This window comes from Tangfeifania sp. (genome assembly GCF_055108615.1).
In genome coordinates this window covers 1-24,264 of sequence record NZ_JBSQIC010000040.1, presented here as the reverse complement: position 1 = coordinate 24,264, position 24,264 = coordinate 1, and the positions used below count along the sequence as shown (strand labels likewise).

Annotated in this window: 27 protein-coding genes and 1 pseudogene; 14 read left to right on the top strand and 14 right to left on the bottom strand. The window is 42.4% G+C overall.

Annotated elements, in window-relative coordinates; genetic code table 11:
• The first annotated feature begins 1 nt into the window (after position 1).
• The gene (locus tag ACTCNA_RS10265; protein ID WP_083578264.1) at positions 2 to 136 is read left to right on the top strand and encodes a FeoB-associated Cys-rich membrane protein; all 135 of its coding nucleotides are present in this window, start codon (positions 2 to 4) and stop codon (positions 134 to 136) included.
• 51 nt (positions 137 to 187) lie between these two features.
• Here ACTCNA_RS10265 and ACTCNA_RS10260 read toward each other — a convergent pair whose 3' ends face one another.
• Positions 188 to 910, bottom strand: a complete 723-nt coding sequence (locus ACTCNA_RS10260) for a YdcF family protein (RefSeq protein WP_462947821.1) — start codon at positions 908 to 910, stop codon at positions 188 to 190.
• 54 nt (positions 911 to 964) lie between these two features.
• Between ACTCNA_RS10260 and ACTCNA_RS10255 the strand changes: the two genes are divergently transcribed.
• From ACTCNA_RS10255 to ACTCNA_RS10220, 8 genes are all read left to right on the top strand, one after another.
• Positions 965 to 2,395 carry a RapZ C-terminal domain-containing protein gene (locus ACTCNA_RS10255; protein WP_462947820.1) on the top strand — a complete coding sequence of 477 codons (1,431 nt, stop codon included), beginning with the start codon at positions 965 to 967 and terminating at the stop codon, positions 2,393 to 2,395.
• 48 nt (positions 2,396 to 2,443) lie between these two features.
• Entirely contained in the window at positions 2,444 to 2,695 is a 252-nt protein-coding gene (locus ACTCNA_RS10250; protein ID WP_462947819.1) for a DUF4258 domain-containing protein, read from the top strand.
• Entirely contained in the window at positions 2,685 to 2,879 is a 195-nt protein-coding gene (locus tag ACTCNA_RS10245; protein WP_462947818.1) for a DUF2283 domain-containing protein, read from the top strand. The genes ACTCNA_RS10250 and ACTCNA_RS10245 overlap by 11 nt, the downstream gene beginning before the upstream one ends.
• A gap of 185 nt (positions 2,880 to 3,064) precedes the next feature.
• Positions 3,065 to 3,361 (top strand): hypothetical protein, encoded by a 297-nt coding sequence (locus tag ACTCNA_RS10240; protein ID WP_462947817.1) that lies wholly within the window; start codon positions 3,065 to 3,067, stop codon positions 3,359 to 3,361.
• Positions 3,309 to 3,815, top strand: coding sequence for a hypothetical protein (locus tag ACTCNA_RS10235; protein ID WP_462947816.1), 507 nt, complete (start codon positions 3,309 to 3,311; stop codon positions 3,813 to 3,815). The genes ACTCNA_RS10240 and ACTCNA_RS10235 overlap by 53 nt, the downstream gene beginning before the upstream one ends.
• Before the next feature lie 240 nt (positions 3,816 to 4,055).
• The gene (locus tag ACTCNA_RS10230) at positions 4,056 to 4,757 is read left to right on the top strand and encodes an ABC transporter ATP-binding protein (RefSeq protein ID WP_462947815.1); all 702 of its coding nucleotides are present in this window, start codon (positions 4,056 to 4,058) and stop codon (positions 4,755 to 4,757) included.
• Between the two features lie 14 nt (positions 4,758 to 4,771).
• On the top strand, positions 4,772 to 5,338 hold the full coding sequence (locus ACTCNA_RS10225) for a cob(I)yrinic acid a,c-diamide adenosyltransferase (RefSeq protein ID WP_462947814.1): 567 nt from the start codon (positions 4,772 to 4,774) through the stop codon (positions 5,336 to 5,338).
• Between the two features lie 83 nt (positions 5,339 to 5,421).
• The gene (locus ACTCNA_RS10220) at positions 5,422 to 5,643 is read left to right on the top strand and encodes a DUF2795 domain-containing protein (protein WP_073170646.1); all 222 of its coding nucleotides are present in this window, start codon (positions 5,422 to 5,424) and stop codon (positions 5,641 to 5,643) included.
• A gap of 62 nt (positions 5,644 to 5,705) precedes the next feature.
• Here the strand turns inward: ACTCNA_RS10220 and ACTCNA_RS10215 are convergent, their stop codons facing one another.
• On the bottom strand, positions 5,706 to 6,242 hold the full coding sequence (locus ACTCNA_RS10215) for a YkgJ family cysteine cluster protein (protein WP_462947813.1): 537 nt from the start codon (positions 6,240 to 6,242) through the stop codon (positions 5,706 to 5,708).
• Between the two features lie 121 nt (positions 6,243 to 6,363).
• Here ACTCNA_RS10215 and ACTCNA_RS10210 point away from each other — a divergent pair, with 121 nt between their 5' ends.
• The 4 genes from ACTCNA_RS10210 (at position 6,364) to ACTCNA_RS10195 (ending at position 12,442) form a co-directional block, all read left to right on the top strand.
• Complete coding sequence (locus tag ACTCNA_RS10210) at positions 6,364 to 8,976, top strand: glycoside hydrolase family 3 protein (protein ID WP_462947812.1); 2,613 nt, start codon at positions 6,364 to 6,366, stop codon at positions 8,974 to 8,976.
• 291 nt (positions 8,977 to 9,267) lie between these two features.
• Complete coding sequence (locus ACTCNA_RS10205) at positions 9,268 to 10,416, top strand: COG1470 family protein (RefSeq protein WP_462947811.1); 1,149 nt, start codon at positions 9,268 to 9,270, stop codon at positions 10,414 to 10,416.
• 3 nt (positions 10,417 to 10,419) lie between these two features.
• Positions 10,420 to 11,403 (top strand): ABC transporter ATP-binding protein, encoded by a 984-nt coding sequence (locus ACTCNA_RS10200; RefSeq protein WP_462947810.1) that lies wholly within the window; start codon positions 10,420 to 10,422, stop codon positions 11,401 to 11,403.
• Positions 11,396 to 12,442, top strand: coding sequence for an ABC transporter permease (locus ACTCNA_RS10195; RefSeq protein WP_462947809.1), 1,047 nt, complete (start codon positions 11,396 to 11,398; stop codon positions 12,440 to 12,442). The genes ACTCNA_RS10200 and ACTCNA_RS10195 overlap by 8 nt, the downstream gene beginning before the upstream one ends.
• Before the next feature lie 128 nt (positions 12,443 to 12,570).
• Here the strand turns inward: ACTCNA_RS10195 and ACTCNA_RS10190 are convergent, their stop codons facing one another.
• The 3 genes from ACTCNA_RS10190 to ACTCNA_RS10180 all read right to left on the bottom strand — a co-directional run bounded on the left by ACTCNA_RS10190 (position 12,571) and on the right by ACTCNA_RS10180 (position 13,772).
• Positions 12,571 to 12,789 carry a hypothetical protein gene (locus tag ACTCNA_RS10190; RefSeq protein ID WP_462947808.1) on the bottom strand — a complete coding sequence of 73 codons (219 nt, stop codon included), beginning with the start codon at positions 12,787 to 12,789 and terminating at the stop codon, positions 12,571 to 12,573.
• On the bottom strand, positions 12,761 to 12,976 hold the full coding sequence (locus ACTCNA_RS10185) for a hypothetical protein (RefSeq protein ID WP_462947807.1): 216 nt from the start codon (positions 12,974 to 12,976) through the stop codon (positions 12,761 to 12,763). The genes ACTCNA_RS10190 and ACTCNA_RS10185 overlap by 29 nt, the downstream gene beginning before the upstream one ends.
• A gap of 106 nt (positions 12,977 to 13,082) precedes the next feature.
• Positions 13,083 to 13,772 (bottom strand): DUF6962 family protein, encoded by a 690-nt coding sequence (locus ACTCNA_RS10180; protein ID WP_462947806.1) that lies wholly within the window; start codon positions 13,770 to 13,772, stop codon positions 13,083 to 13,085.
• A gap of 199 nt (positions 13,773 to 13,971) precedes the next feature.
• Here ACTCNA_RS10180 and ACTCNA_RS10175 point away from each other — a divergent pair, with 199 nt between their 5' ends.
• The gene (locus ACTCNA_RS10175) at positions 13,972 to 14,844 is read left to right on the top strand and encodes a tetratricopeptide repeat protein (RefSeq protein WP_462947805.1); all 873 of its coding nucleotides are present in this window, start codon (positions 13,972 to 13,974) and stop codon (positions 14,842 to 14,844) included.
• A gap of 504 nt (positions 14,845 to 15,348) precedes the next feature.
• Here ACTCNA_RS10175 and ACTCNA_RS10170 read toward each other — a convergent pair.
• The 9 genes and pseudogenes from ACTCNA_RS10170 to ACTCNA_RS10130 all read right to left on the bottom strand — a co-directional run.
• Complete coding sequence (locus tag ACTCNA_RS10170; RefSeq protein ID WP_462947804.1) at positions 15,349 to 17,004, bottom strand: ArnT family glycosyltransferase; 1,656 nt, start codon at positions 17,002 to 17,004, stop codon at positions 15,349 to 15,351.
• Positions 17,001 to 17,660, bottom strand: a complete 660-nt coding sequence (locus ACTCNA_RS10165; protein ID WP_462947803.1) for a phosphatase PAP2 family protein — start codon at positions 17,658 to 17,660, stop codon at positions 17,001 to 17,003. The genes ACTCNA_RS10170 and ACTCNA_RS10165 overlap by 4 nt, the downstream gene beginning before the upstream one ends.
• Positions 17,661 to 17,719: 59 nt before the next feature.
• Positions 17,720 to 18,073, bottom strand: coding sequence for an L-rhamnose mutarotase (locus ACTCNA_RS10160; protein ID WP_462947802.1), 354 nt, complete (start codon positions 18,071 to 18,073; stop codon positions 17,720 to 17,722).
• Between the two features lie 51 nt (positions 18,074 to 18,124).
• Positions 18,125 to 19,780, bottom strand: coding sequence for a glycoside hydrolase family protein (locus ACTCNA_RS10155; protein WP_462947801.1), 1,656 nt, complete (start codon positions 19,778 to 19,780; stop codon positions 18,125 to 18,127).
• A gap of 19 nt (positions 19,781 to 19,799) precedes the next feature.
• Entirely contained in the window at positions 19,800 to 20,933 is a 1,134-nt protein-coding gene (locus tag ACTCNA_RS10150; RefSeq protein ID WP_462947800.1) for an adenylyltransferase/cytidyltransferase family protein, read from the bottom strand.
• Between the two features lie 185 nt (positions 20,934 to 21,118).
• Entirely contained in the window at positions 21,119 to 22,099 is a 981-nt protein-coding gene (locus ACTCNA_RS10145; protein WP_462947798.1) for an NAD-dependent epimerase/dehydratase family protein, read from the bottom strand.
• A 450-nt stretch (positions 22,100 to 22,549) separates the two neighbouring features.
• Positions 22,550 to 23,065 carry a DUF542 domain-containing protein gene (locus ACTCNA_RS10140; protein ID WP_462947797.1) on the bottom strand — a complete coding sequence of 172 codons (516 nt, stop codon included), beginning with the start codon at positions 23,063 to 23,065 and terminating at the stop codon, positions 22,550 to 22,552.
• A 110-nt stretch (positions 23,066 to 23,175) separates the two neighbouring features.
• A complete protein-coding gene (locus ACTCNA_RS10135) occupies positions 23,176 to 23,973 on the bottom strand; it encodes a cation efflux transmembrane domain-containing protein (RefSeq protein WP_462947796.1) in 798 nt (265 codons plus the stop codon).
• Between the two features lie 32 nt (positions 23,974 to 24,005).
• Positions 24,006 to 24,264: pseudogene (locus ACTCNA_RS10130) on the bottom strand (PIN domain-containing protein); the annotation flags it as partial.

Sequence of the window (24,264 nt, the reverse complement as noted above, 5' to 3'; positions counted from 1 at the left end):
AATGATGTGGGAATTACAAAACATACTGGTTTACCTGATTGTGCTTGCAGCAGTAGTTTATCTGGTGAAAAAAATTTTCATGAAAAAGAAAAAACAAAACGCTGCCGGTTGTGATTCAGGTTGCGGATGCCATTGAACTGCCGGTTTTGTTTTCGTATCCATGCATGCAAATATATAGATGTTTTTATTAAATCCAACCTCTCAACTTGTAATAACTCAACGCCAGTATTTCGCGTGCAAAAATAATTTCATACTTCAGGTGGTTCCAGAGCTGGTAGCGCACCGATAGGCTTTGGCCCACATCGGGCACAAATGTTTTGTTGCCTCCCAGTTCGTCGTCGCTGAATGAAAAATCGGCTTCGGCAGCATCTTCAAATGCAGGCAGGGCATTTATTTTTTCAAACCCGGCTTTTTGAAAAGATAGAACTGCTCGTCGTGCATGTTCTGGTGAAGTTATGAGAAGAACTGGCTCATTGATATTCAGTTTTTTTTTGCAGTTCAGCGCCTGCGATCGGGTGTTGGTTCCTTCATTTTCAAACTGAATCTGTTCGGGATTCACCCCTCGCAACACCAGTTCTTCTTTCATTTTTAGTGGCGTGCTCATGCTGTCCGTTAACTCCCCCGGCATGGCAATCAGTACGCTGGCTTCGGGAAAATTTTCGGAAGCCCTTCCCACGTACCAACTGCGCATCAGGTTGCTTTCGCTGGGCATTCCGCCACCGCCAAGTAATATGATGGTTTCCGGCTGCCATTTCAGTTCCGATTTGCTGGTGCCCAGCCAGTGAATTCCCCGGAAAGGAAGCGTGGTAAAAGCCAGCGCCACACAAACCAGAAAGAAAATTCCGGTGAGAATAAAAAAATTCCGGAGTATCCTTAAAAAACAGGTACTTTTGAATTTGGTTTTTGCCATCTTTAGCGTTTCAAAAAATATAAAAATACGTTTAATCTTTAAACTTTCATAAAATTGAATACTGAAGAGAAAAATGAAATAATCCAGTTGTTCGAAACTCATTTTCAGGAAAAGGTTGATTCATTCAGTATGTTGCCCGCGTCGGGCTCCGACAGGGAATACTGCCGTTTGCAAAATGAGTACCGCTCAGTTATTGGCGCATTTAATGACGATGTGAAGGAGAACACGGCGTTTCTTTCGTTTACCAATCATTTCCGGAAAAAAGAATTGCCGGTGCCTGAAATTTATACCGTGAGTTCGGATTTAAAAAAGTATCTGCTCGAAGATTTAGGCGACACCACGCTTTTTGATTATCTCTCCAAAACCCGCGAGTCGGAAGGTTTTTCGGAAAACATTATTTCTGAATACCGTAAAGTGCTCCAGGTTTTACCCAAAATTCAGATTATTGCCGGAAAGGATCTGAACTACTCGGTTTGTTACCCGCGCGAAGCTTTCGATAAGCAGTCGATGATGTGGGACCTGAATTATTTCAAGTACTATTTTCTGAAACTGGCGAAGATCCCGTTCGACGAGCAGGAACTCGAAGATGATTTTCAGGCATTCAGTAATTATCTGCTTTCTGCTCCCTCCGGGTTTTTTATGTACCGCGATTTTCAGTCGCGCAACATAATGCTGAAAGATAACGATGTCTATTTTATCGATTACCAGGGCGGACGCCGCGGTGCGTTGCAATACGATTTGGCTTCGTTGCTGTACGACGGCAAAGCAGATATTCCGCAGGATGCCCGCAACCAGCTTTTTCAGTTTTATCTTGCTGAACTGAAAAATTACATGAATGTGAATGAAGATGAATTTACTTCGTATTTCAACGGTTTTGTGCTGATTCGCATTATGCAGGCAATGGGAGCCTACGGATTTCGGGGGTTTTACGAGAAAAAAGAGCATTTCCTGAAAAGTATTCCTTTTGCCATCCGAAACCTTGAAAACCTGTTGCCGAAGCTAAAACTTCCGGTGCGGATGCCCGAGTTGCTGAATGTATTAAAGCTGCTCACCCAGTCAGAAACGCTGAAAGAATACGGACGTAGCAGTAACAGCGAGTTAACAGTGCGCGTGATGAGCTTTTCCTATAAAAAAGGAATTCCTGATGATCCTTCAGGAAACGGTGGCGGGTTTGTGTTCGATTGCCGGGCGTTGAACAATCCGGGGCGCTACCCGGAGTACAAAGACCTTTCCGGAAAAGATTTGAAAGTGCAGGAATTTCTGGAGCAAAAATCGGAAATGGAATGGTTTTTAAAACCGGTTAAAGCGCTTGTTGACCAGTCGGTGAAAAATTACCTGGAACGTGGATTTTTACATCTCTCCGTAAGCTTTGGCTGTACCGGCGGGCAACACCGCTCGGTGTACGCTGCTGAGAAAGTTGCTGACCACCTGCGAAACAATTACCCTGTAAATGTTGTTCTCATTCACCGCGAACAACAAATTTAACATGGGTAAAACAGCTTGTAAGGAGAAAGATTTCGTTAACTTTACAAAATGGAATTTGATTTTTCAGATCATGCACTGGAACGTATGAAAGCCAGAAACATTAAGAAAGAAGATGTTTTTAAAGTATTACAGAACTTTGATTTCAGTGTTGATCAGGATCAACAAACAAAAATATATTCAAAACTTCTAACAAAGGAGGATAAAAAGTTCATTTATAGAGTATTTGTCAATGAAAAGTTGAATCCTGCAAAAATTATTACTGTTTACAGAACTACTAAAATTGAAAAATATGGTTATTAAATACAATAAGGATGTTGATTCAATTTATATCGAAATAACCAAAGCCAAAGTTGCTGAGAGCGATCAGGAAAAAAAGGACGTAATATTAGATTATGATGAATCCGGAAATATCATCGGAATTGAAATCCTCAATGCCTCGAAAAAAACAAATTTTCCTAACGGAATTCGTTACGAAGTAGCCTGAAAATTACTTCCATTTACCATGCAGTTTGACTAATGGATCGTTTTACCCCTTCGGGATTACTGATTTTTAGTTGTCGTATTATAACGTTTTTACGAAACCCATACCCAGTTTACCGAAAAAATTCCGGTGGTTATTTAAAAAATGTAGTTCGTATTTGACAGATAACTATCTTTACCTTTCAAACTATGAGAACCATGCTGGCTGTAACTGATTTTATCGGGCACACCGTGAAGGTCTGGGAAAAAAGCCCGGAAACCCTTCCTGAATTTGAAAAGACTTACACTTCCGACGAACAGGAACTGCGCGAAGAAAATTTTCAGCAGTTTCAGCAAAAACTTGAGGTGCTCAAATCAAGGGAAAATGTGCGTTCACTTCGGAATGAAGATCCGGGGCAATCATTTTTTCCGTATTTCAAAGCGTTTTTAAAGAATGTGTTCGGTATTGGCCGATGGTTATCTCGTGGCAGGCCGGCTGACGCGTGAACAGGAGCAGGCTTTGTTTGGCTACGGCGTTTATTTGCAGTTGCTCGATGATATTCAGGATGTGAAAGAAGATACAGAAGGGCACACCAAAACCCTGTTTTCCTGCAGGGATAAAAACATAGAGCTCGGCGTTTTTGTAAATAAAACCATCAACTTTGGCCGCACCATAATGCAAGAGATGAGGTGCTTTGATGGGGTGGATATCGATAGGATGCTGCGGCTGATGAACCGGAGCATTGAAATGATGATTATCGAGTCGGCAGGGATGAACCCGGATTATTATTCGGCAGATTACCTTGTTGAACTGGAAAAACATTCACCATTGAGGTTCAGCTATCTTCGGCAAAAAAGAACGCAGTCGAAATCGCAGCGGTTTACACTTTTCCGTAACTATTTTGAGCAAGCTCCAAAGGAGAAAAAACAGTTTTCTCCCGGAGCTTTTTATACTTCGTAGATATGTGTCAATTAGTTTTCAGAAAAACAATAGAGTGAATTAAACCCGCGCAAAATGAGATCGTTACCTGCAATTACCGGGGATGAATGAAAATTATCGTCCACTTCGTAACATTATCTTTTAAAACGATACCAATGAAACGATAAAAATGAGACAGGAACCTCCGTTTTGTTATATATTTTTGCTTTCTAACTGAACAGGAAGGTGTAGGATCGTGTTGAAACAGTAACTAAATTAACGATGAAAGAAAAAGTAATCCATCTGGAATCGATTTCTAAAAACTATCGCGTAGGAACCCAGGTAGTTCACGCACTTAAAAATATTACACTCGATATTTTAAGAGGCGAATATGTTGCCATAATGGGCGCTTCCGGTTCCGGTAAATCAACATTGATGAATATTATCGGCTGCCTCGATACGGCCACCAGTGGCTCTTACATTCTTAATAAACGCGACGTGAGCCGTTTGTCTGACAATCAACTGGCCGAAATCCGGAATAAGGAGATTGGATTTGTTTTTCAGGTATTTAACCTGCTCCCCCGCAGTTCGGCATTGGAAAACGTGATGTTGCCGATGGTTTATTCGGGGATTCGTAAAAATGAAAGAAAAAACCGTGCAGTCAGTACATTAACCGATGTTGGCCTGGCCGACCGTATGTTACATCAGCCCCATGAACTTTCGGGCGGGCAGCGGCAACGGGTGGCAATAGCACGTGCGCTTGTCAACCACCCCTCGTTGCTGCTGGCCGATGAACCTACCGGTAACCTCGATTCAAAAATTTCGGAAGAAATTATGAAATTATTTGCAGAAATTCACCGAAAGGGAAACACGTTGTTGATGGTAACACATGAAGAAGATATTGCAAGGCATGCACACCGCGTAGTAAAATTAAAAGACGGAGAAATTGAATCGGACGAGGTAAACCCGGACCCGGTTTATTAAATATCTATTTTTGAATGGGAAAAGAGTGGAAAATATATACTAAAACAGGAGATGACGGAACTACAGGACTGGTAGGCGGCACCAGAGTAAAAAAATACGATATTCGGCTGGAAGCATACGGAACTGTAGATGAACTGAATGCTTCAATTGGCGTAATTCGTTCATTTGAGTTTCCTGCAGGATACAAGGAGTATTTAGTTGAAATTCAGAACAAACTGTTTAACATTGGTTCCCGGCTGGCTTCCGATGAAAAAGGAGAGGCCGTTACTTCAAAACTTTCAATATCGGAAGAAGACATCGCCAAACTCGAAAAAGCCATAGATGAGCTGGATGAAGAACTTCCGGAACTCACGCAGTTTATTCTGCCGGGCGGTGTACCGGCTGCTGCGTATTGTCATGTGGCACGCACTGTTTGCCGTCGTGCGGAACGACGCATTCTCGAATTTTCCGAGCAAGCTTTTGTTCAGCCCGAAATTATGAAATACATCAACCGGTTGTCCGATTTTTTGTTTGTTCTGGCCCGTAAACTCAATGCTATCAGTGGCACAGAGGAAATGCCTTGGAGGCAGCCGCAAAAATAATCGTGTCTGCTGTAGTTCGTAATCTTTTTTTATTATATTCGCGGCATTGTAAAAAACGATTTGAACCGCTTAAATTCATTAAGATGTATTGGACACTTGAGTTAGCTTCAAAACTGGAGGATGCTCCCTGGCCGGCGAGCAAAGATGAATTGATCGACTACGCCATTCGTTCGGGTGCACCGCTTGAAGTAATTGAAAATTTACAGGAAATTGAAGACGAAGGCGAAGTTTACGAAAGTATCGAGGACATCTGGCCGGATTATCCCAGTAAAGACGATTTCTTTTTTAACGAAGACGAATATTAAATTGCAACCATCCTAAGTGAAAAAGCAGGTTTTCTCAAGCCTGCTTTTTTGTTTGTTGGTGTTTATATATAATTTTTCAACTTTTTCAGGGGAATTAAATCAAATTGATTGTACTTTCCTTTTTCAAATTCAGCAATAAATTCCCGGTTTAACAGGAAAAGTTCGCTGTTATATTTATCCTGCGGGTAGGTATTTTCGGTTGTGAAATTTTCAAAATTGAACTGTGTAAAATTCAATTCACAGGCCGAAAGTTGCCACTCGCCTTCATCGTTGGTGAAAAGTAGCGGCAGCCCGTGGGTGCGGCAAATCACCGGACGCGATTGATAAATGGTGCAAACATGATTTCTCAGAAACACGCACGAATCATTATTTTCTGGTTTTTGGGGCAATGCTGCTTTATCAAAATTGTTGGTTCTTAATTCTTCCACGACAGAGAAAAATTCAACAGGTAAAATCCCGTAGTCCATGCAGCAGAGGTCGCAACCTGCTTTGCACTCCATGTATTTGTGGTGTTTCTTTGCCAGCTTCGCTGTAGCGGAATCAATATTTTTCCTTAGGTTGTAGTAGTTTTTATAATATTTTTTTGAGCTATCACTCATTTTCATTGTTCGTTTTCAGTTTACAAATTACGATAAAATATTGCAGAATGTGGGAAGAAATCGTTAATTTTACCATACCAGAACAGAACAGTAGAACGTAAACATAAAAAATTACAGACCGATGAAAAAAATATTGATTAACCTGAGCTTGATTTTGGTCAGCGTAACTTCCTTCGCGCAATTCACTAACTTTGAGTATTTAAATCCGAACCTGCCTGTTGATGAGCGGGTGGATATTCTCGTGTCGCAAATGACGGTTGAGGAGAAAATTAACCAGATGGTTTACACGGCACCTGCCATCCCGCGGTTAGGCGTACCGGAATACAACTGGTGGAATGAAAGTTTACATGGTGTGGCGCGTGCCGGTTATGCCACTGTTTTCCCGCAGTCGATTACCATTGCCGCCTCGTGGGACAAAGATTTGATTAACCGCGTGGCAACAACCATTTCGGATGAAGCCCGGGCGAAGCACCACGAGTTTGTTCGCCGCGGGAAACGTGGAATTTACCAGGGGCTTACTTTCTGGTCGCCCAACATCAATATTTTTCGTGACCCGCGGTGGGGAAGGGGACACGAAACTTACGGCGAGGATCCTTACCTGACCGGGAAACTGGGAACCCAATTTGTAAAGGGGCTACAAGGCGATAATCCGGATTACCTGAAAACAGTTGCAACAGCTAAACATTATGCGGTTCATTCCGGGCCCGAACCATTGCGGCATGAGTTTAACGCGTTGGTTAGCGAGCGCGACCTCAGGGAAACCTACCTTCCGGCATTTCGCGATTTAGTGGTTGAAGGCGGTGTGTATTCTGTAATGGGGGCCTATAACCAGTTCCGGGGCCATCCGTGCTGTGCCAATCCAATTCTTGAAAATATTCTGCGCAACGAGTGGGGATTCGAAGGTTATGTGGTTTCCGACTGCTGGGCGGTTTCCGATTTTTTCCGGTTTCAGGACTATTCAGCCGATGCCGCCGAAGCTTCAGCCGTGGCTGTAAAAAATGGTACTGATTTAAATTGCGGAAATTCATATCCACACCTCACCGAAGCTGTAAAACGCGGGCTTATCGATGAAGCCGAAATTGACAAAGCTGTGAAACGTTTGTTTACCGCACGTTTTAAACTGGGAATGTTCGATGATAACGAGGATGTGCCGTATGCACAAATTCCGTTCACTGAAAATGCATCCGAAGAAAATGCGAAACTGGCGCTGGAAGCTGCTCAGAAAAGTATTGTCTTGTTGAAAAATAAAAACAACACGTTACCGCTTTCAAAAAATATAAACAAGCTGGCCGTTATTGGTCCGAATGCCGATAACTGGGAAGCCTTGCTTGGCAATTACAATGGAATACCAAAAAATCCGGTGACAATTCTTGAAGGGCTGAAAAGCAAACTCAACGGCACTGAAATCCTTTTTGCCGAAGGTTCTCACCTGGCCGAAGGAGTTTCAAATTTGCATCCCATTCCCGGTGAATTTTTGGTAACCGAAAAAGGTGAACCGGGAGTTACGGGCGAATATTTCGACAATGCCGAACTGGAAGGCGATCCGGTATTTACCCGTGTTGATGAAAATATTGATTTTTACTGGGAATCGCATGCTCCGGTACCCACACTGCCTGATGACGATTTCAGCATTCGCTGGACTGGTTACCTGGTGCCGCCTGTTTCCGGAACCTACAGTTTAGGTTGCTGGGGAATGCCCACGCTCGATATTTGGCTTGAAGGCGAAAAAATCCTCAGCCATAATACTGAACACCACGCCTTTCATCATGAAAAAGCAGTGGAGCTGGAGGCCGGTAAAAAATACAAGTTTGTGTACGAATACAAAAACTGGCATGGCGATGGTGATGCCCGTTTGCTCTGGGCGATGCCAAATCCGGATATGCAGAAGGAAGCCGTTGAATTGGCTGAAAGAGCTGATGCTGTTGTGTTGGTATTAGGCCTTTCACAACGGCTGGAAGGTGAGGAAATGGATATTGATGTGGATGGTTTTGCCGGCGGCGACCGCACCCACCTGAAACTGCCGGGAACACAGCGCGAGCTGATGCAAGCGGTTGAAGCAACCGGAAAACCTGTTGTTTTGGTATTGCTCAATGGAAGCGCACTGGCCATTAACTGGGCCGACGAAAACCTGGATGCGATTGTTTCAGCCGGTTATCCCGGGCAGGAAGGCGGACATGCCGTGGCCGATGTCCTTATGGGCGATTACAACCCGGCAGGACGCTTGCCGGTTACCTATTACAAATCGGTTGACCAGTTGCCACCCTTTGAAGAATATGATATGGAAGGCCGCACCTACCGCTATTTTGAGGGTGAACCGCTTTACCCGTTTGGTTACGGATTGAGTTATACCACCTTTGAATACGACGCATTGGAACTGCCTTCGGAAGCTACTGCCGGCGAATCTGTAAAAGTTAAAGTGACTGTGACCAACACCGGCAATATGGAAGGTGACGAAGTAGTGCAATTGTACCTGACCGACGAAAAAGCTTCCACACCCCGTCCGATTGTTCAGCTCGAAGGTTTTAACCGAATTCACCTGCAACCCGGCGAAACAAAAACGGTGGAGTTTGAATTAACGCCGCGTCAGTTTTCAATGATTGATGAAGATGAAAAAAGAGTGATTGAACCGGGCGATTTCACCGTTTATGTGGGCGGCGGGCAACCCGGGGCTAAAGGGACAACTTTTGTCTCAGGAAAGGTGAGGCTTATGGGGGACGAAATAAATATTCAGTAGTTTTTCCCTGCGATTTTCCCCTTTTTTTAATATGGATTTTCCCGGGAGGCTGTTCTTTAGTAGCTCCTTTGTCGTACTTCCGGGATTGAGCGACGTTCCCGGAAGTATGGCAGTAATTTTTTTTAAAAGTTTTTAACATCCCTCATAACGTTTTGTATATCATATTCTTTGTTTGTTGAGATGGATTTTGCCTTCTTGTTCTGCACAAATGATTCTTTTTATTTCGCAGGTTGATTTTTAATTTTACCCGACAACTTAATCGTAATATTTATTTAAAGGAGGAATTCTGTTATGTCAACTTTTACAAAAGTAATGGTTATTTATTTTGTGTTGACGGGTTTTTTTATGTCCCGAAATTACGCCTCGGCTGAGAGCAACGGGGTTGTGTTTTATACTCCTTACTCAAGGATTTCAGTTCCACCCGGCGAATCGGTCAATTACACCATTGATGTAATAAACAACACCGAAGAGATTAAAACTTTAAACATTGTAGTTTCAGGGTTGCCCGGCAACTGGAATCATACCCTTAAATCGGGCGGATGGAATGTTAAGCGGTTATCTGTACTTCCGGACGAGAAGGAGAGTGTAAAGCTCAACGTTACCGTTCCGTTAAAGGTGAACAGAGGGCGATATGATTTTAATTTATGGGACGGTAATGAAACTTTGTTGCCGTTAAGTATTTATGTTTCAGAAAAAGGAACATTTAAAACGGAGTTTGATACTGACCAGGCCAACATGGAGGGCCAGGCCAAATCAACTTTTACTTTTAAAGCGAACCTACGGAACCAAACAGCCGAAAAGCAACTGTATGCCTTTCGGGCGGATGCTCCACGCGGATGGAAAGTGGCATTCAAAGTGAATTATAAGCAGGTCACGTCGGCCGAGATTGAAGCCAATACCACTAAAGATATAACGATTGAAATTGACCCTCCGGACCAGGCAAAGGCAGGAACTTACGAAATTCCGGTAGCTGCCTCTACCACCGGTAGCACTTCCCGGCTCAATCTTGAAGTAGTTATTACCGGTTACTACGATATGGAATTTTCAACACCTTCCGGTTTATTGAGTTCGAAAATTACGGCAGGTGATGAAAAAAGGCTCGAACTGATGGTCAGGAATACCGGCTCATCCGATCTGACAGATATTGAGTTTAGCGCTGCCAAACCTAAGGAATGGGAGGTCGTTTTCGATCCGAAAACAATTGACCGGATCGAACCCGGTACATCGAAAAATGTTTTTGCCACCATAAAAGCACCCCGTAAAGCCATAGCCGGCGATTATGTGAATGAACTAAAGGCAAAAACCCCGGAAGTTTCCAAAGAAGTGTCTTTCCGGATTTCTGTCAGGACACCCATGCTGATCGGATGGATTGGAGTTCTTATTATTCTTGCTTCAGTAGGAGTTGTTTATTATCTTTTTCGCAAATACGGAAGGAGGTAAGCCGTGGCTGAAAATAGTATCGAACTGGTTGAACTAACCAAAAAATATGGTACGCTAACGGCGGTCGATCACCTCAACCTGACCATCGGTAGAGGAGAGATATTCGGCCTACTGGGGCCCAACGGGGCAGGTAAATCCACTACCATCCTGATGATGCTCGGGTTGACGGAACCCGATTCGGGAACGGTAAGGGTCAATGGAATTGACCCGGTAAGCAGGCCTATTGAGGTGAAAAGAAAGGTAGGTTACCTGCCCGAGGATGTTGGTTTTTATAACGACCTGACCGGACTCGAAAACCTTTTGTACACGGCCCGCCTGAACAGCCTGCCCGAAAACGAGGTAAAAGCCGGCACCGACCAGTTGATCGAACGGGTTGGCCTTTCCGGCTCAATGAACAAAAAGGTGAGAACTTATTCGCGTGGAATGCGGCAGCGACTCGGTCTTGCCGGCGTACTCATAAAGAACCCGAGTGTGATCATCCTCGACGAACCTACCCTGGGAATCGACCCCACGGGAGTCCGCGAGTTTCTTAACCTGATTGCCGCCCTCGGAAAAGAAGAGGGAATTACTGTTCTGTTTTCGTCGCACCACCTGCACCAGGTACAGCAAGTATGCGACCGTGTGGGCATTTTTGTAAAAGGGAAACTCCTTGCCGAAGGAGACATCCGTTCGCTTTCGAAAAAGCTTTTTAAAGGAACGCCTTATATCATCGAAGCAGGTGTTGATACGGAAGGAGTAAACAGCAAAGGGCAACCTCAGATGTTATCGGTGGGAGCGATGAAAGAGATAGTGAAAGAGGTTGAAGGAATTGAAAATATCACCCTCGAAAAGAATGTTTTTTCGTTTGAATGTACGCACGATGCCAGCCGGGAAATTGCCCGTGCTGTTTTGGAATCGGGAGCTGAATTGCGTTTGCTGAACAGGCGGGAATTTGGCCTCGACGAAATTTATTACCGCTATTTTGAAGGAGGTGACCAAAATGAATGAACAACCATTACAAAATAAAGAAAACAGGAAGGAAGGCCGGCACTCGCCTGCTTTGCGCTGGCTGGAAGGAGTTAAAAATAAAAATACCGTTAAAAATTCTTTTAATGCAATTGTTGATAAAGAGCTTTCGGACCACGTAAGAAGTTGGCGTTTTGTTATTCTTGTCTCCATTATTGTGTTAACCTGTTTCGGTTCCATCTACACTGCTTTATCGACCATCAGCAGCGAAGGGATCAATGCATCCGGAACGGGCGAACCTTTTTTGTTCCTGAAATTATACACCCTATCCGACGGAACATTACCGTCGTTTATCGTGTTCATAAGTTTCTTGGGACCGTTGCTGGGCATCAGCCTCGGGTTCGATGCCATCAATTCTGAACAAAACAGAGGTACGCTGAGCCATATTTTAGCGCAACCCATCCACCGCGATTCTATTTTGAATGCCAAGTTTGTAGCTGCCCTGAAATTAATCAGCATCATGTTTTTTGTCCTCGGGTTCCTGGTTATGGGATTTGGAATGCTAACCACCGGCATTCCGCCGACAGCCGAAGAATTCTGGCGGATTGTATTTTTCATTTTACTAAGTATCCTTTACGTAGCTTTTTGGCTAAACCTCTCCATTTTATTCTCGGTGCTTTTCCGCCAACCGGCCACATCAGCGTTGGTAGGCATCGGTTTCTGGTTGTTTACAACCATTTTCTACCCTATGATTGTCGATGTTATTTCAAATGCCCTCGATCCGGGAAGGTATGCCTCCCCGGCGCAGATACTGGCGTTCCAAAAATTCAGGCTCGGGTTGTTACACGTGCTTCCCAGCCAGTTGTTTAACGAAGTTACTTCGTCGTTGTTAGTGCCTTCCATCCGGAGTTTGGGACCGCTAACCATGCAGCAGACCCAGGGGGCTATTCCTGGTCCGCTGCCCCTGGGACAGAGTATTTTGATTTCGTGGCCTCAGCTTACCGGCTTGATTGCCGCTACAGTACTTTGTTTCGTAATTGGCTATGTTTCATTTATGCGCCGCGAAGTGAGGGCGAGATAACTGATGAAAGTTATTTATCGTTGATTTTTAATGCCGTTTAGCGGGTGTTTGAATAAAAAACCGATTAATAGCATTGAATTATTTTTTGAAATTATTCCTTCGTCTCTGACATGTCGATTCGTACCGTATTAAGGTAGAAGAAGGTATCGGAAATATAGTAAATATAGTAAATGGAACCGTTCTCTTTTTGAAAGAACGGTGACGTACTGCAATTCATCCATCGATTTGTTGAACCCGGGCGAAACATCAATTCTCAGGGCTTTGAATGGACGGTAACCAACTCCCAGGTTATAATTCTGGCTATTTTCAAAATCTTTTTCATTGCTGATAAGGAGGCTTGCCTTCATTCGGTTGAAACTGCACAAACTGGTTTTCCCAATTCACCGATTGCCAGGCTGGTTCTTCCAGCTTCCCGTCAACATTAATGTCGTACCCATTTACCAGGTTGGCGATGTAGCGTTTTTTTGTTATTTCCTGTGCAATGGCTATTTGAATGGAAATGATACACAGGAAGAGCATTGTCATCGTTTTCATAAAAATAGGCTTTCTGATAAGACTCATGAATGGGGATTATGTTACAGAAAGATTGAATTTATTTTCGGAAATTTTCATACAGAATGACATAATGAAAATTATCTTTTTATTTTATTTCCGACATGTCAATACGAACAGCTCCCAAATAGAAAAAAGTAGCGGCAATGGTCATTAATACATGACTTGCGCTGATGTGGTTAAACCACTGGTGAAACGAAATCTCATTCATGAAAATTAGGGCAGCCACGGCAGCAAAACCAATGCCGGTGAGAATGTATTTCCCGGCAATATTGCGGGTCTTGTAAAACAGAAAACTTTCGAGCGAAAGCACAACAAACATCAGTCCGTAACCCGAATGAAATTCCACAAAAAAGAAATTAAGCGTGGTAACGGTGAGCGTCAGGAAAATGAGAAACTCAATAATATTCACCACTTTAAAATTGCTGACAATCGATTTGCTTAAATAAATCCGGGTGTGTTCAATTGCCGCCCGTTCCACGAACATAATGGAAATCATACTCATTATCCAGCCCGGGAGTTTCCAGTAAAAAAGTTCACCCCGGAAATTTTCAAAAAGGTACAAAAAAGCATGACCGATAACGCCTCCCAGGAAAGTGGCAATTCCCATGGTAAAAAAATAGATTTTGAAATAGAGAAATGTTTTTTCGGTTTTTCCCGATTGGTGAAGCTTCCAGGCATATAACAAACAGAAAAACGAAACCAATAGGTCGGTTACGGTTACCACCGGTTCGTCGATTCGGATTCCCCACAAGTAAACGGTATTTAATTCCTGCATTGGCCTGATTTTTTGGAATTGCTTTCAATGGAATACGTTTTGTTAAACAGATTGTTCATGGATGTTAATAATAATGAAGATTTTTTGGAGTATCAAATATTTTGCGAACCGTCTCGTTAAAAGAATGGAACGAATTTTGGAACACACGAAAATCGCAAAAAATTATAGCTTTGTCGCGCAAATGAAGAAAAATATGAAAATGAGAAATAGTATTCTGCTTGCATTGGTTTTAATTTCAGCAGCATGTGGAGGTCCCAAAAACTTTACCCAGTATAAGCAAAATGCCCAACAGGCTGTGTCGGAAGGGGATTACACACAGGCAGTGGAGGCCTGGACAACTTATTTTAACGGACAGAAGGAAGCCGAAAATGAAATAAGTGGTGCTGAATATGCCGATGCAGCTAAAACGGCGTTCAAAGCTGGCATGAATAACCAGGCAGCGGATTGGTTCGATCAGGCACGGTGGGCGGGTTATGCTGATGAAGAGATGTACACCACGCTTGCTGAAATTTATAAGGACATGGACAACCTCTCGAAAGAACTGACCGCTCTGGAATATTACTACGATAATTTCAGAAAAGATAATCCGGAAGTGAACAGCCGGCTTTTTTCTATTTACGATGAAATTGATCAAGATGAAAAAGCCCTGGCTGTTTGGGAAAAGCTGCCCCTGGAAAAACAGCGTGAAAGGGAAAATATTGAAAAGTTTTTCGCTATAAATAAAAAGCTTGAAAACGAAGGAGTGGTTGATTCGGTGAGCAGTGAATTGCTGGAAATTAATCCTGACCACACCGGTGCGCTCGAGTGGGAAGCCATGAAGTATTACTGGAAAGCTGAAAACCGCTACCAGCGCGAAATGGAAAAGTACAACAACAATAAAACCCGCAGCCAATACCGCATTTTACTGGATGAACTCGACAAAGTAACTGCCGATTTTAAAGTGGCACTTTCTTACTTTGAAAAACTGTGGGAGCAAAATCCCGGAGAAAAATATGCACCCTACATGGCCAATATTTACGCCCGGTTTAACGACGACCAGAAAGCCAACTATTACAGGAAGTTTGTTGAATGATCTTTTGAATTCGGAACTTGGAAGATATTTTGAAAACAAAGTGAATGGGGTTGAAACCCCTTTAATCTTCTACATTTTATAAATCCGTTCACAAAGCAGTCTGTGTGAAAATTCGATTATTAGTTGCCGTTGGATTTATCCAACGGGTCAAGACATGCAGCAGAATAATGGGCTTTAGCCCTTAACATTAATAGATTGGACTAAAGTCCCGACTTTTTTGATTCATTAAAATCCGTCCGATAAATCGGACGGCAAAGGATACCAAACACATTTTTACACCGTGGCTTTAGCCCGGTGTTTAAAATTCTCATAACCGAAGGTTAGGCTTCAGCCGTTAAGATTTTGATAATTAATGGCTAAAGCCGGTTTTCTTTCGTCATACAATCACCGGATTGCCTGCCTGACGGCAGTCAGGAAACCCGGTGCAAAAAAATTTCTTTACTTTTCAAATTTTCACACAGCCTGTTTAGCCCCATTTAATTTTGTGTATGATAGTGTCTAAGTCTAATCCGCTTTTCGCAAGTAAAAAACGAACCCGTTTTTTCGGCCGATTTCTTTCATATCATCGTATTCTTCGAGCTGGTGTGCCCGGTGAATTTTGGTAACAAAATAAATGTCTTTGTCAATATCCCCGGTGAGCAGCCAGTCGGTGTCGTAAAAATTAGAATTTTCCGGTGGCTGCGTTTCCCCATAAAAATAGGTGGCATACGATTTAAAGTAGAGGTTTTTTAGATAGACATCTTCGCCAGCTTTCGATTTGAAAAATTCAATCAGTGCGTTTTGTGAATATTTTTCAATTCGCGGAACGAAAACGAGAATCACTGAAAAAGTAAAGAAGAGCGTGGTTCCCCACAAAAACATGCCACGCTTGAGCGGATTATTCTTTTTTATCAGTGAGAAAATTAAAATCACTGCGATTAGAAACAGCACTCCGGGCAGAAATTCAAATCCCGTCCAGTTGGCTTCGGCATTCAGGTTTTCAACCGCAAAAGGATCGTGAATCAAATCGCTTTCGATGATTGCATTTTTGTATTTCTCCACAAATTGCAAAGCGATTACAGGCAACGAAATAACAGAAGCAATAAAAATTGTGAGTACCGACATCCATTTGCTCCACCTGAATTTTCCTTTCCATGCCTCGTAAATAAAAGCCGCCGCCAGAAAACTTATTGGGAAATAAGCCAGCGATGAATAGTGCACAATTTTGGTTTTTACGATGGAGAAAAGAATGAGTACTACCCAAAACAGGATGATCATCCATTTTTTCAGCAACCGGTAGAATTCGTCACTGTTTTTTTCTTTCTGAAAAGCTTTCAATGCAAGAACAGAAGAGGGAAACACACCAAAAAGCAACACCACAAAATGGTAGCCGAAAAAGCCGTCATGCCCGGCATCCTGGGTTTGGAAAAGCCGCACCTGGTAAACTATGAACTCTTTTACTGTATCGAAATGGCCGTTTAAAATTTGGAGAATAAACCACGAGCCACCGACCAGGGCCAGCACCAAAAAGTAAATCAGCACATCCTGCCCCCTCACTTTTACTTTGAATTTCTCATAGATTAAAAATATGGCACCGGTTAGTGCAATCAGCAAAAAACCGACTGGTCCTTTGGTGAGAATGGCGAGACCGGCAAATGCCGCCGAAAGTGACATGTTCCGGATTTTGTTCTTATCCTCTGGATTGGCGTAAAGCATCAGGAAATAAATACCGAGAAAAATAATCAGGTTGAACCACGGATCGATAATGCCTGATTTGAAATAGAAAAAGGGTAGGACCGAACCGGCATAAGCGAGTACCCACAACAAGCCAAACAGGTTGTTTTTTGTTTTGCGGCCAATGCTAAAAAGTACCAGCAGGGTGACAATTCCACAAATGGCATTGGGAAACCGGGCGGCAAATTCATTAATACCGAACATCTTCATGGAAAGCACCTGCATCCAGATAAAAAGCGGTGGTTTTTCCCAAAAAGGCTGAAAATTGATTTGAACCGTCAGGTAATCGCCGGTTACAATCATTTCACGTGCGGCTTCGGCAAAATTAATTTCATCCCAGTCGAACAAATGTACACCTCCCAAAAACGGAATAAAAAGAAGGGCCGCAGCCACTGAAATAAATAACTGTATTTTGAGGGGATTCGTTTGGTTAATTTTTTTAATCATGCCTGTTGTGTTGATTTTGACAGAACTGAACCGTCAATCCACTCTTTGTTCCAGCTTTTCATCCACAAATAGGTGAAAAACATTATGAGAACAGCAATTATAGAACCGACGGTAATATCGATTAAAAAATGCTGTGAAATGTAAACGCGTGAGTAAGCAACTGTTATGGCCAGTAAAAACATCACAAATTTTAGTGCAGGCTTTTTTATCACAAGTGCGAGAAAGAAAAAAACATTGAATGCTGTAGCTGTATGCCCCGATGGAAAGCTTTGCAAACTATGCAAATTCACCCCTTCAACAAGGTGAAGTTTTGTATTTTCAAATAATTCAAAATACTTTGACGGCCGGTACATATCTTCCAACAATACTTTTTTAAAAAGATTGACAATGCCGGCTGTTATAAGGCTTCCGATTAAAAAAGCGATAGCGTACCTGAACCGTACAAACAGAAGTGCAACGGCAATAATGGCAATCATTACCCCATCGCCAAGATAAGTGGCAAAGCGAAAGAACTGATCGAAAAACGGAGAGTGATAGTTGTTCAGCATCAGGTGCAGTTCGGCTTTTTCGTAGCTGAGTAACAAAAAACTGGAGGCAACCAAAACCAGGGCGTATGGAATGAAAAAGGCCAGATTATTGAGCAGCAATTTCTTCATCTGAAAAGTTGTTATTTTAGTGGCTCAAAAATCAGCAAAAAAAACCGAACAAGCAATTTTTAACCTTCATCCAGTTTGTAAATCCGTTCCATTAACTGCCATTTTTCATCAGCAGAAGCATTGGCAGAAGTCTTCTGGAATTGCGAAACATATGCTTCCCATTCTGCCTGACGTGGTTTCTTCGCCAGTTCTTTCATGGCTTTTTCGTGGTCGAAATCGGGCACGGTGTCCATAATCATAAAAAGCTGATTGCCGAGGATGTAAATTTCCATATCAACGATTCCCACGTCGCGCATTCCCTGCGAAATCTCGGGCCAGGCAGCGCCGGGTGCATGTACTTTTTTGTATTCTTCAATCAATTGAGGATCGTCTTTCAGTTTCAGTGCTTTACAGTATCTTTTGTATTTGGCCATAAAAATGAATTTAAATTCTTTTTCTTCAAGTTTTGTATTTTAGTGAAAATACTAATCCAAAACCACTTCAGCGTCAAAAAGCGCTAATTTTTGATCACCGTTTTTCAATCTAATTTTTATTCTGACTTGTTTTTGCGGAAGGATGTCTTTTGTGAAATAAGTCTTCACTTCCATTATTTCGTATGGTTTTAGCGATTTTACATTCCCACTTGTGTTATGTATTTTGCCATCTCCTTCCCAACTCATTTCCCAGGTACATTTTTCTGAAGTCACCAATCCGAAATTCTGAATTTCAAATGTTGCTGTGATTTCTTCTGCAGCAAAAGAAAAATCAGGCATACCTGCTGACAAAATCGGTTTTTCATATTTGAATCCGGGAAGTTTGGCATATCCAAGAAGGAGTTTTCCGTTTTGAGTTTTGCCGATAAGTTTGGCTGCAAAATTGGTTTTTGTTAAGCCGTTTCCTTTTCCATCAAAAACAACAATTAAATCTTTCCCATCTGTGTATGAATTAATGGCTTTACAACCTCTCCCAAAATTAACTTCTTCTGAAGCACCAAAACGCAACGATTCAATAGCTACATCAGTAACCGGATCAAAATCGTTTTCTGCCATTATTTTGACCTTAATCGTTTTTGTTTGATCGGTTATCTTTTGAGTGTTCAGAATTTTCAGGAATTTCTCTTTGGTTAAAGGAATAGAGATGTTTTTTGAGCTGTGGTTGTCGCCTCCTAAATCTTCCCATTTTATCGTATCAATAACCGCAAAATTTGCCTGAACTGCACGACCGGATTCGTCCTGCAGAATTTTTATGCGTTCGTATTTATACCAGTCTTCAATAGTTCCGTCGGTGTATTTTGCTATCCCGGGTCTGTAAGCTTCTCCGGGTTCAAGTTTCCAGTCGACTCCGTTGTAAGACCGAAGGTAATAAGCGATTCTTCCGTACCAGTCGTTTACAATTAAGTGGTATTGAAATCCTGATTTCCAAATAACCGGATCTTCATATTTTCCGTCGTAAGCAGGATAAACGCTCTTATTTGTGATTTGATAGTAGTTAGATGTGCCTGTTTTGCTAATCCAGATTCCACCTCCACGGCAAACCATTAATTGTGAACCATCTTCTCTTGTTGCAAAAGAAAGATTGGATAGACCTTCGATAATTTTCCGGTCTCTGGGATCGAAGTCGAAACTCTTTTTCTCCCATGGCCCATTCAAAGATTCAGAAATGTAATACGCATCGATAACATATATTACAAACCTGCCATCGGCCAATTGAAATATTTCAGGATTATGTCCTTTCCCTATCACTTCACCTTCTACTTTGTATGGACCAAACCGGTTTGATGAAACGGCATGAACTACCTCCGAATTGGGCCAGTACATGTGTCCTTTCTTATTGTTTTCGGGCCAGCGACAAACAAACAAATGATATTCTTTATCGGTATCGATAATTATATTTCCACCCCAGTAGGACCAATCCGGTTCTTCTATTCCGTTATCGGTGTAGCGCGGAATCACATTTTGACTACCCCATGCTTGTTCAGTTAGATTACCAATCGTTGGTATTGGTTCAAAGCGGTCGATAAATGCTCCCCCCCTTGTTAGGTTGCTCCATTCCCGAGGTCTCGCCCGCTCAATATCTTGCGCTACAGCATTTAAAACAATTGAACATGATAGTATGATCGTTGCAAGAATTAGTTTTTTCATGCCTTGGTTTATTATCGGTTTAATATTTTATTTTGATTTTCAATGTTCCTTCAATCTTTTCTTCTGAAGGAAAAACAACGTATCCACCACCGCTACCCGATGTGATTGCCCCGGAATAATTTGGGAAGTAGTTTTCTTCCATCTCTTTCATTACCCAGTCGGGTACGGTGTGCGGAAGTATTTCCCGCCAGCAGAGAAATGTCTCTTTCATGGCTTCGCCGAGTTGGTTGACATCTTTTTTCAGAATAGCATCAAAACAAGCTTTCCCTGATTCCCCCAGGCGTTTGATCAGAGCAGGTTCGAGGTTTTTTTTCTGAATGGGATCATACCCTTCGGGACGGGGAGTTAACGGAGCGAAGTTCAGTACTTCCGACAACCACTCGCAGGTTTCGCGGTCGGTTGTGTTTTCAATCTGAGCCGGCCAGAAATTGCCGTTATAGTCGAGACGAGAAATGCCCGGAACGAGCAGTCCAATCTGGTCCTGTGAACCCGAAATGTATTCCGAACCGGGCGGATTTTCTGCCCCGAAAAGCAGCTGTGCATTGCGCACCGGATTGCCTTCAGGAAGCTGGTCTCCCCACAATTCGATGCCCACTTTTCGCGAACTGGTGGCCATACCCGCGCGGTCGTTAAAATCGATGGTGGGCCAAACCTGCGCCACTACCACCGAACCGGGATGTTTCTCAGAAACCCAGGGTTGATCCAGCCAACCTCCGGCCAGGCAAACCCGGTAGGGAAACTTCAGTTCTTTTTTGGAACCGGAGCTTGAACGGGCTGGCAGTCCTTCCTCCGGGATGCGTTCCAGCACAACGAGTTCGACCTCGTTCTCTTCACACACCTGTTTTTTATCGGGCGTGTAACCATCGGAATTTACGACAAAAATATCAGGTTTCAGCTTTTTCATGTCCGGCTCAAAATCGAGCATTCCCGAGCCGGTGGCGATGTAGGCTTTTTCAACATACTTTATCGCATCTGCCATGTACCTGCGTTCCTCCTGCGAAAAATAAGGTGCTTTTCCTTTCAGCAGTTTGATGTTTTCGTCCTGCCCCACAAACACATGCAACTTTCCGTATTTTGCAGCCGTTTTAAAAAATGCGATGTGCCCTGCGTGCAGCAGGTCGTAACACCCGCTGACCATTACCTTTTTACTCATAAAATTTTGGTTCGAATAATATACCTGAAGAAATTCCAAAAGTCAAATTTCAAGAAACAAATAAATTCCAATTTAAGAATAATCAAATTCCAAACATTTAGAATAAAATGGGAAATCTCAATTTCGAATCTCATTTTTCCTGTTTGATATTTGATAATTGGAATTTATTTGAGATTTGACAATTGTTATTTGGACTTTTCTCCTTTTATCATCTGCTCTTTAATCCAGTCATACGTTTTTTTCATTCCGTCTTTGAGCGGGTAGGAGGGAGCCCAGCCGAGATGCTTCTTAATCAGTGTGTTATCGCTGTTCCGGCCTCGCACTCCTTTGGGGGCATCCAAATCATAAGTTCGTTTCAGTTTGAAGCCGGCAATGTCTTCCACAATGTCCACCAACTTGTTAATGGAAACCATTTCGTCGCTGCCCAGGTTAATCGGCTCCTCAATGTCGCTGTACATAATTTTCAGGATGCCTTCCACACATTCGTCGATGTACATAAACGAACGGGTTTGTTCGCCATCGCCCCAGATGATGATTTCATCTTTTCCGAATAATTCACCTTCAATTACTTTGCGGCACATGGCGGCAGGCGCTTTTTCACGGCCACCATCATAAGTTCCAAACGGTCCGTAAACATTGTGAAAACGTGCTGTCCGGGTTGTTATTCCGTAATCTTCCTTAAAGTGGCGGCACATTCTTTCCGAGAACAGTTTTTCCCAGCCGTAACCATCTTCTGCCATTGCCGGATAGGCATCTTCTTCTTTCAGCCCCGGATTGTTTGGATCGGTCTGTTTTGTGGCATTGTACACGCAAGCCGACGAGGCATAAAAAAAGCGGGTGATTCCCAAATCGCGGGAAGCCATCAAAAGGTGTGTATTAATAAGCACACTCAGCATACAATCGGCTTTGTGGGTTTCGATGAATCCCATACCGCCCATGTCGGCTGCCAGGTTGAACACTTCGTTAAACCCGTTTAAAGCCGTGTAACAGTTTTCTTTCAGGTTGAGATCGAGCACGAGATTGTCCACATCGTCGTGTACCTGGTACCATTCGGTTAACGGTTTTTTGTCCACTGCACGCACATGATGTCCCATGTCAGCCAGTTTACGTGCCAGGTGCCCACCGATAAAACCACCTGCTCCTGCTACTACAATTCTTGTTTTCATTTTCTTAAATTTTTACTTTCCATACAAAGATGCTATATTTTTTGAAGCTCTGCAAGCTGCTGTATGTCTGAATTTTGCTGCAAAGGTTTTCGCAAAGCTTTGCGAAATAAAAAGTATGTTGTGAAACACAAAATATTTACCTGGTCAAAATAAATCCAACATTTGATTGAATAGTCACAGAAAATTCACTTTCCCTGACTGAAAGTGATGTAACCGTCGGTTAGTTTGGCGCGGATAGTTCTGAAAAAAGAATTTTCTGAATCTTGCAAATTCTCCGACTATGCATCCAAATTCCCCCTGCCAGGGAACAAGACAAATCCAATCAACAAATATCCTTATAGGTGCCATCCTGATGATTAACATCAACAAAAATCCCCGTCCGGATCAGACGGGTATAATGAATTTTGTTAATCTTTTCTTGTTTTGAAGATTTTCTTTTTTATTTCAAATTTACTGACTCATTAATTCGCCTTCAATCTCATGTTCTTGCTTCATCACACTTATCGGATCCAGAATATTTCCCAATGCCGGCACTTCGTCAAGCTGACCGTTTTTTGCTTTAACAAGATTACGGATATGCGGAAACAGAATTAATTCCTCTTTTTGCATGTGTACGGTTAAATTACCAAATGCACCGTCAAAAAGTTCTTTCACCTTAAAAAGTTCGGGATGGTTACCACCGTGTACTTTACATAATTTATCCAGTTTTTGCTGAATAAAAGGCGCTTTATCGTTGATATAGGCATGATGCGTTTCTTCAATATACAGCGGAAGGTTTTCAATAAATTTTGAATCCCTGTCCGTTTCTTCCATTGAAGGCTCAATTAGTGCAATCAATTCCTGCACTTTCAGGTTAGCTTGTTCGCTTGCCTCGTTAAGTGAAATATTACCACCGCAACAAAAATCGATATTGTTTTCTTCAAAAATCTGGGCTGTTTTAAAATTTTCCCTCACGATATCGCTCACTAATGAATTATTTCAACGGCTATAAAGGTTGCATTTAAACCAATTCCAATGGCAAATGCTTTGCCATGTCCTTTTTGGGTAGTATGGTCATGCGAATGTGCCATATTGTTTTATTTCCCTAATTTTAATATCCTGAAAGCCCCCCTGACTACAATTAAGAATACAATGGCCCCAATGATTAAGTCAGGGTATTTTGATTGGGTCAACAACACCAAAACACCTGCCGCGATAACACCTGTATTGATAATGATATCGTTAGATGTAAAAATCATGGTGGCTTTCATGTGGGCTTCCCGGCTTTTCGACTTTTGCAGCAGGTACAGGCAAACGGAATTGGCAATAAGGGCCAGCACAGACACTCCAATCATTATCCTGAAATCCGGTATTTCTTCCACTCCAATAAACCTTCGGATGACTTCAAACAGGCCGATACCTGCCAGCGCCAACTGAAAATAACCACTTAGGGTGGCCACTTTCTTTTTACGGGCAACGACGGCGCCCACTGCCCACAAACTCAAACCGTAAACAGAGGCATCGGCAAGCATATCAAGCGAATCGGCTACCAACCCCATGGAACCGGATATAAAACCTGTGGTTATTTCAATGATAAAAAAAGCGAAATTGATTAGCAAAACGGTCCACAATAATTTGGTTTGGCCGCTTGTGCTTTCGGCACGAAAATCCGTTACTTCGGCTTTTTCAGTTTTTACCAGTTTTGCTCCAAGGTTCAGACTTTCCAACCGCATCGTGATTTCTTCATATTCACCAGAATGAAAAACGGAAAGTTTACGGTTTTCAATATCAAAATCCAGATGTTGAATGCCCTCCAAGCCTTCCAGTTTCATCCGGATAAGGTTTTCTTCCGAGGGGCAATCCATTTCCGGGATGTTGTATATAGATTTTTGCATTATATTGACTTTTAGACAAATATGTGTGCGCGTTAGCGGCTGGAGATAATGGATTTAATATAAGATTCCGGAGTCAATACTCCAATTTCACTTTTACTAAAATCTTTTAAATTTCTTGTTAGAATGACGTCTATTTCACCATGTTTCATCGCTGCAAAATTTTGTAAACTATCCTCGAAATCTTTAAAGCCCGAATTAAGCGCATTATTCACTACCTCTTTATCCATTATTAAAACATCGGTAATCAGTAACAATTGTTTAAGCTTATCAATCACTCTATCATGTCTTGCG

What these genes read in the sequence shown, in the direction of transcription:
- ACTCNA_RS10265 (WP_083578264.1), top strand. Translation starts at nt 2, where the DNA reads ATGATGTGGGAATTACAAAACATACTGGTTTACCTGATTGTGCTTGCA.
- ACTCNA_RS10260 (WP_462947821.1), bottom strand. Translation starts at nt 910, where the DNA reads ATGGCAAAAACCAAATTCAAAAGTACCTGTTTTTTAAGGATACTCCGG.
- ACTCNA_RS10250 (WP_462947819.1), top strand. Translation starts at nt 2,444, where the DNA reads ATGGAATTTGATTTTTCAGATCATGCACTGGAACGTATGAAAGCCAGA.
- ACTCNA_RS10245 (WP_462947818.1), top strand. Translation starts at nt 2,685, where the DNA reads ATGGTTATTAAATACAATAAGGATGTTGATTCAATTTATATCGAAATA.
- ACTCNA_RS10240 (WP_462947817.1), top strand. Translation starts at nt 3,065, where the DNA reads ATGAGAACCATGCTGGCTGTAACTGATTTTATCGGGCACACCGTGAAG.
- ACTCNA_RS10235 (WP_462947816.1), top strand. Translation starts at nt 3,309, where the DNA reads ATGTGTTCGGTATTGGCCGATGGTTATCTCGTGGCAGGCCGGCTGACG.
- ACTCNA_RS10230 (WP_462947815.1), top strand. Translation starts at nt 4,056, where the DNA reads ATGAAAGAAAAAGTAATCCATCTGGAATCGATTTCTAAAAACTATCGC.
- ACTCNA_RS10225 (WP_462947814.1), top strand. Translation starts at nt 4,772, where the DNA reads ATGGGAAAAGAGTGGAAAATATATACTAAAACAGGAGATGACGGAACT.
- ACTCNA_RS10220 (WP_073170646.1), top strand. Translation starts at nt 5,422, where the DNA reads ATGTATTGGACACTTGAGTTAGCTTCAAAACTGGAGGATGCTCCCTGG.
- ACTCNA_RS10215 (WP_462947813.1), bottom strand. Translation starts at nt 6,242, where the DNA reads ATGAGTGATAGCTCAAAAAAATATTATAAAAACTACTACAACCTAAGG.
- ACTCNA_RS10210 (WP_462947812.1), top strand. Translation starts at nt 6,364, where the DNA reads ATGAAAAAAATATTGATTAACCTGAGCTTGATTTTGGTCAGCGTAACT.
- ACTCNA_RS10205 (WP_462947811.1), top strand. Translation starts at nt 9,268, where the DNA reads ATGTCAACTTTTACAAAAGTAATGGTTATTTATTTTGTGTTGACGGGT.
- ACTCNA_RS10195 (WP_462947809.1), top strand. Translation starts at nt 11,396, where the DNA reads ATGAATGAACAACCATTACAAAATAAAGAAAACAGGAAGGAAGGCCGG.
- ACTCNA_RS10190 (WP_462947808.1), bottom strand. Translation starts at nt 12,789, where the DNA reads ATGAAGGCAAGCCTCCTTATCAGCAATGAAAAAGATTTTGAAAATAGC.
- ACTCNA_RS10185 (WP_462947807.1), bottom strand. Translation starts at nt 12,976, where the DNA reads ATGAAAACGATGACAATGCTCTTCCTGTGTATCATTTCCATTCAAATA.
- ACTCNA_RS10180 (WP_462947806.1), bottom strand. Translation starts at nt 13,772, where the DNA reads ATGCAGGAATTAAATACCGTTTACTTGTGGGGAATCCGAATCGACGAA.
- ACTCNA_RS10175 (WP_462947805.1), top strand. Translation starts at nt 13,972, where the DNA reads ATGAGAAATAGTATTCTGCTTGCATTGGTTTTAATTTCAGCAGCATGT.
- ACTCNA_RS10170 (WP_462947804.1), bottom strand. Translation starts at nt 17,004, where the DNA reads ATGATTAAAAAAATTAACCAAACGAATCCCCTCAAAATACAGTTATTT.
- ACTCNA_RS10165 (WP_462947803.1), bottom strand. Translation starts at nt 17,660, where the DNA reads ATGAAGAAATTGCTGCTCAATAATCTGGCCTTTTTCATTCCATACGCC.
- ACTCNA_RS10160 (WP_462947802.1), bottom strand. Translation starts at nt 18,073, where the DNA reads ATGGCCAAATACAAAAGATACTGTAAAGCACTGAAACTGAAAGACGAT.
- ACTCNA_RS10155 (WP_462947801.1), bottom strand. Translation starts at nt 19,780, where the DNA reads ATGAAAAAACTAATTCTTGCAACGATCATACTATCATGTTCAATTGTT.
- ACTCNA_RS10150 (WP_462947800.1), bottom strand. Translation starts at nt 20,933, where the DNA reads ATGAGTAAAAAGGTAATGGTCAGCGGGTGTTACGACCTGCTGCACGCA.
- ACTCNA_RS10145 (WP_462947798.1), bottom strand. Translation starts at nt 22,099, where the DNA reads ATGAAAACAAGAATTGTAGTAGCAGGAGCAGGTGGTTTTATCGGTGGG.
- ACTCNA_RS10135 (WP_462947796.1), bottom strand. Translation starts at nt 23,973, where the DNA reads ATGCAAAAATCTATATACAACATCCCGGAAATGGATTGCCCCTCGGAA.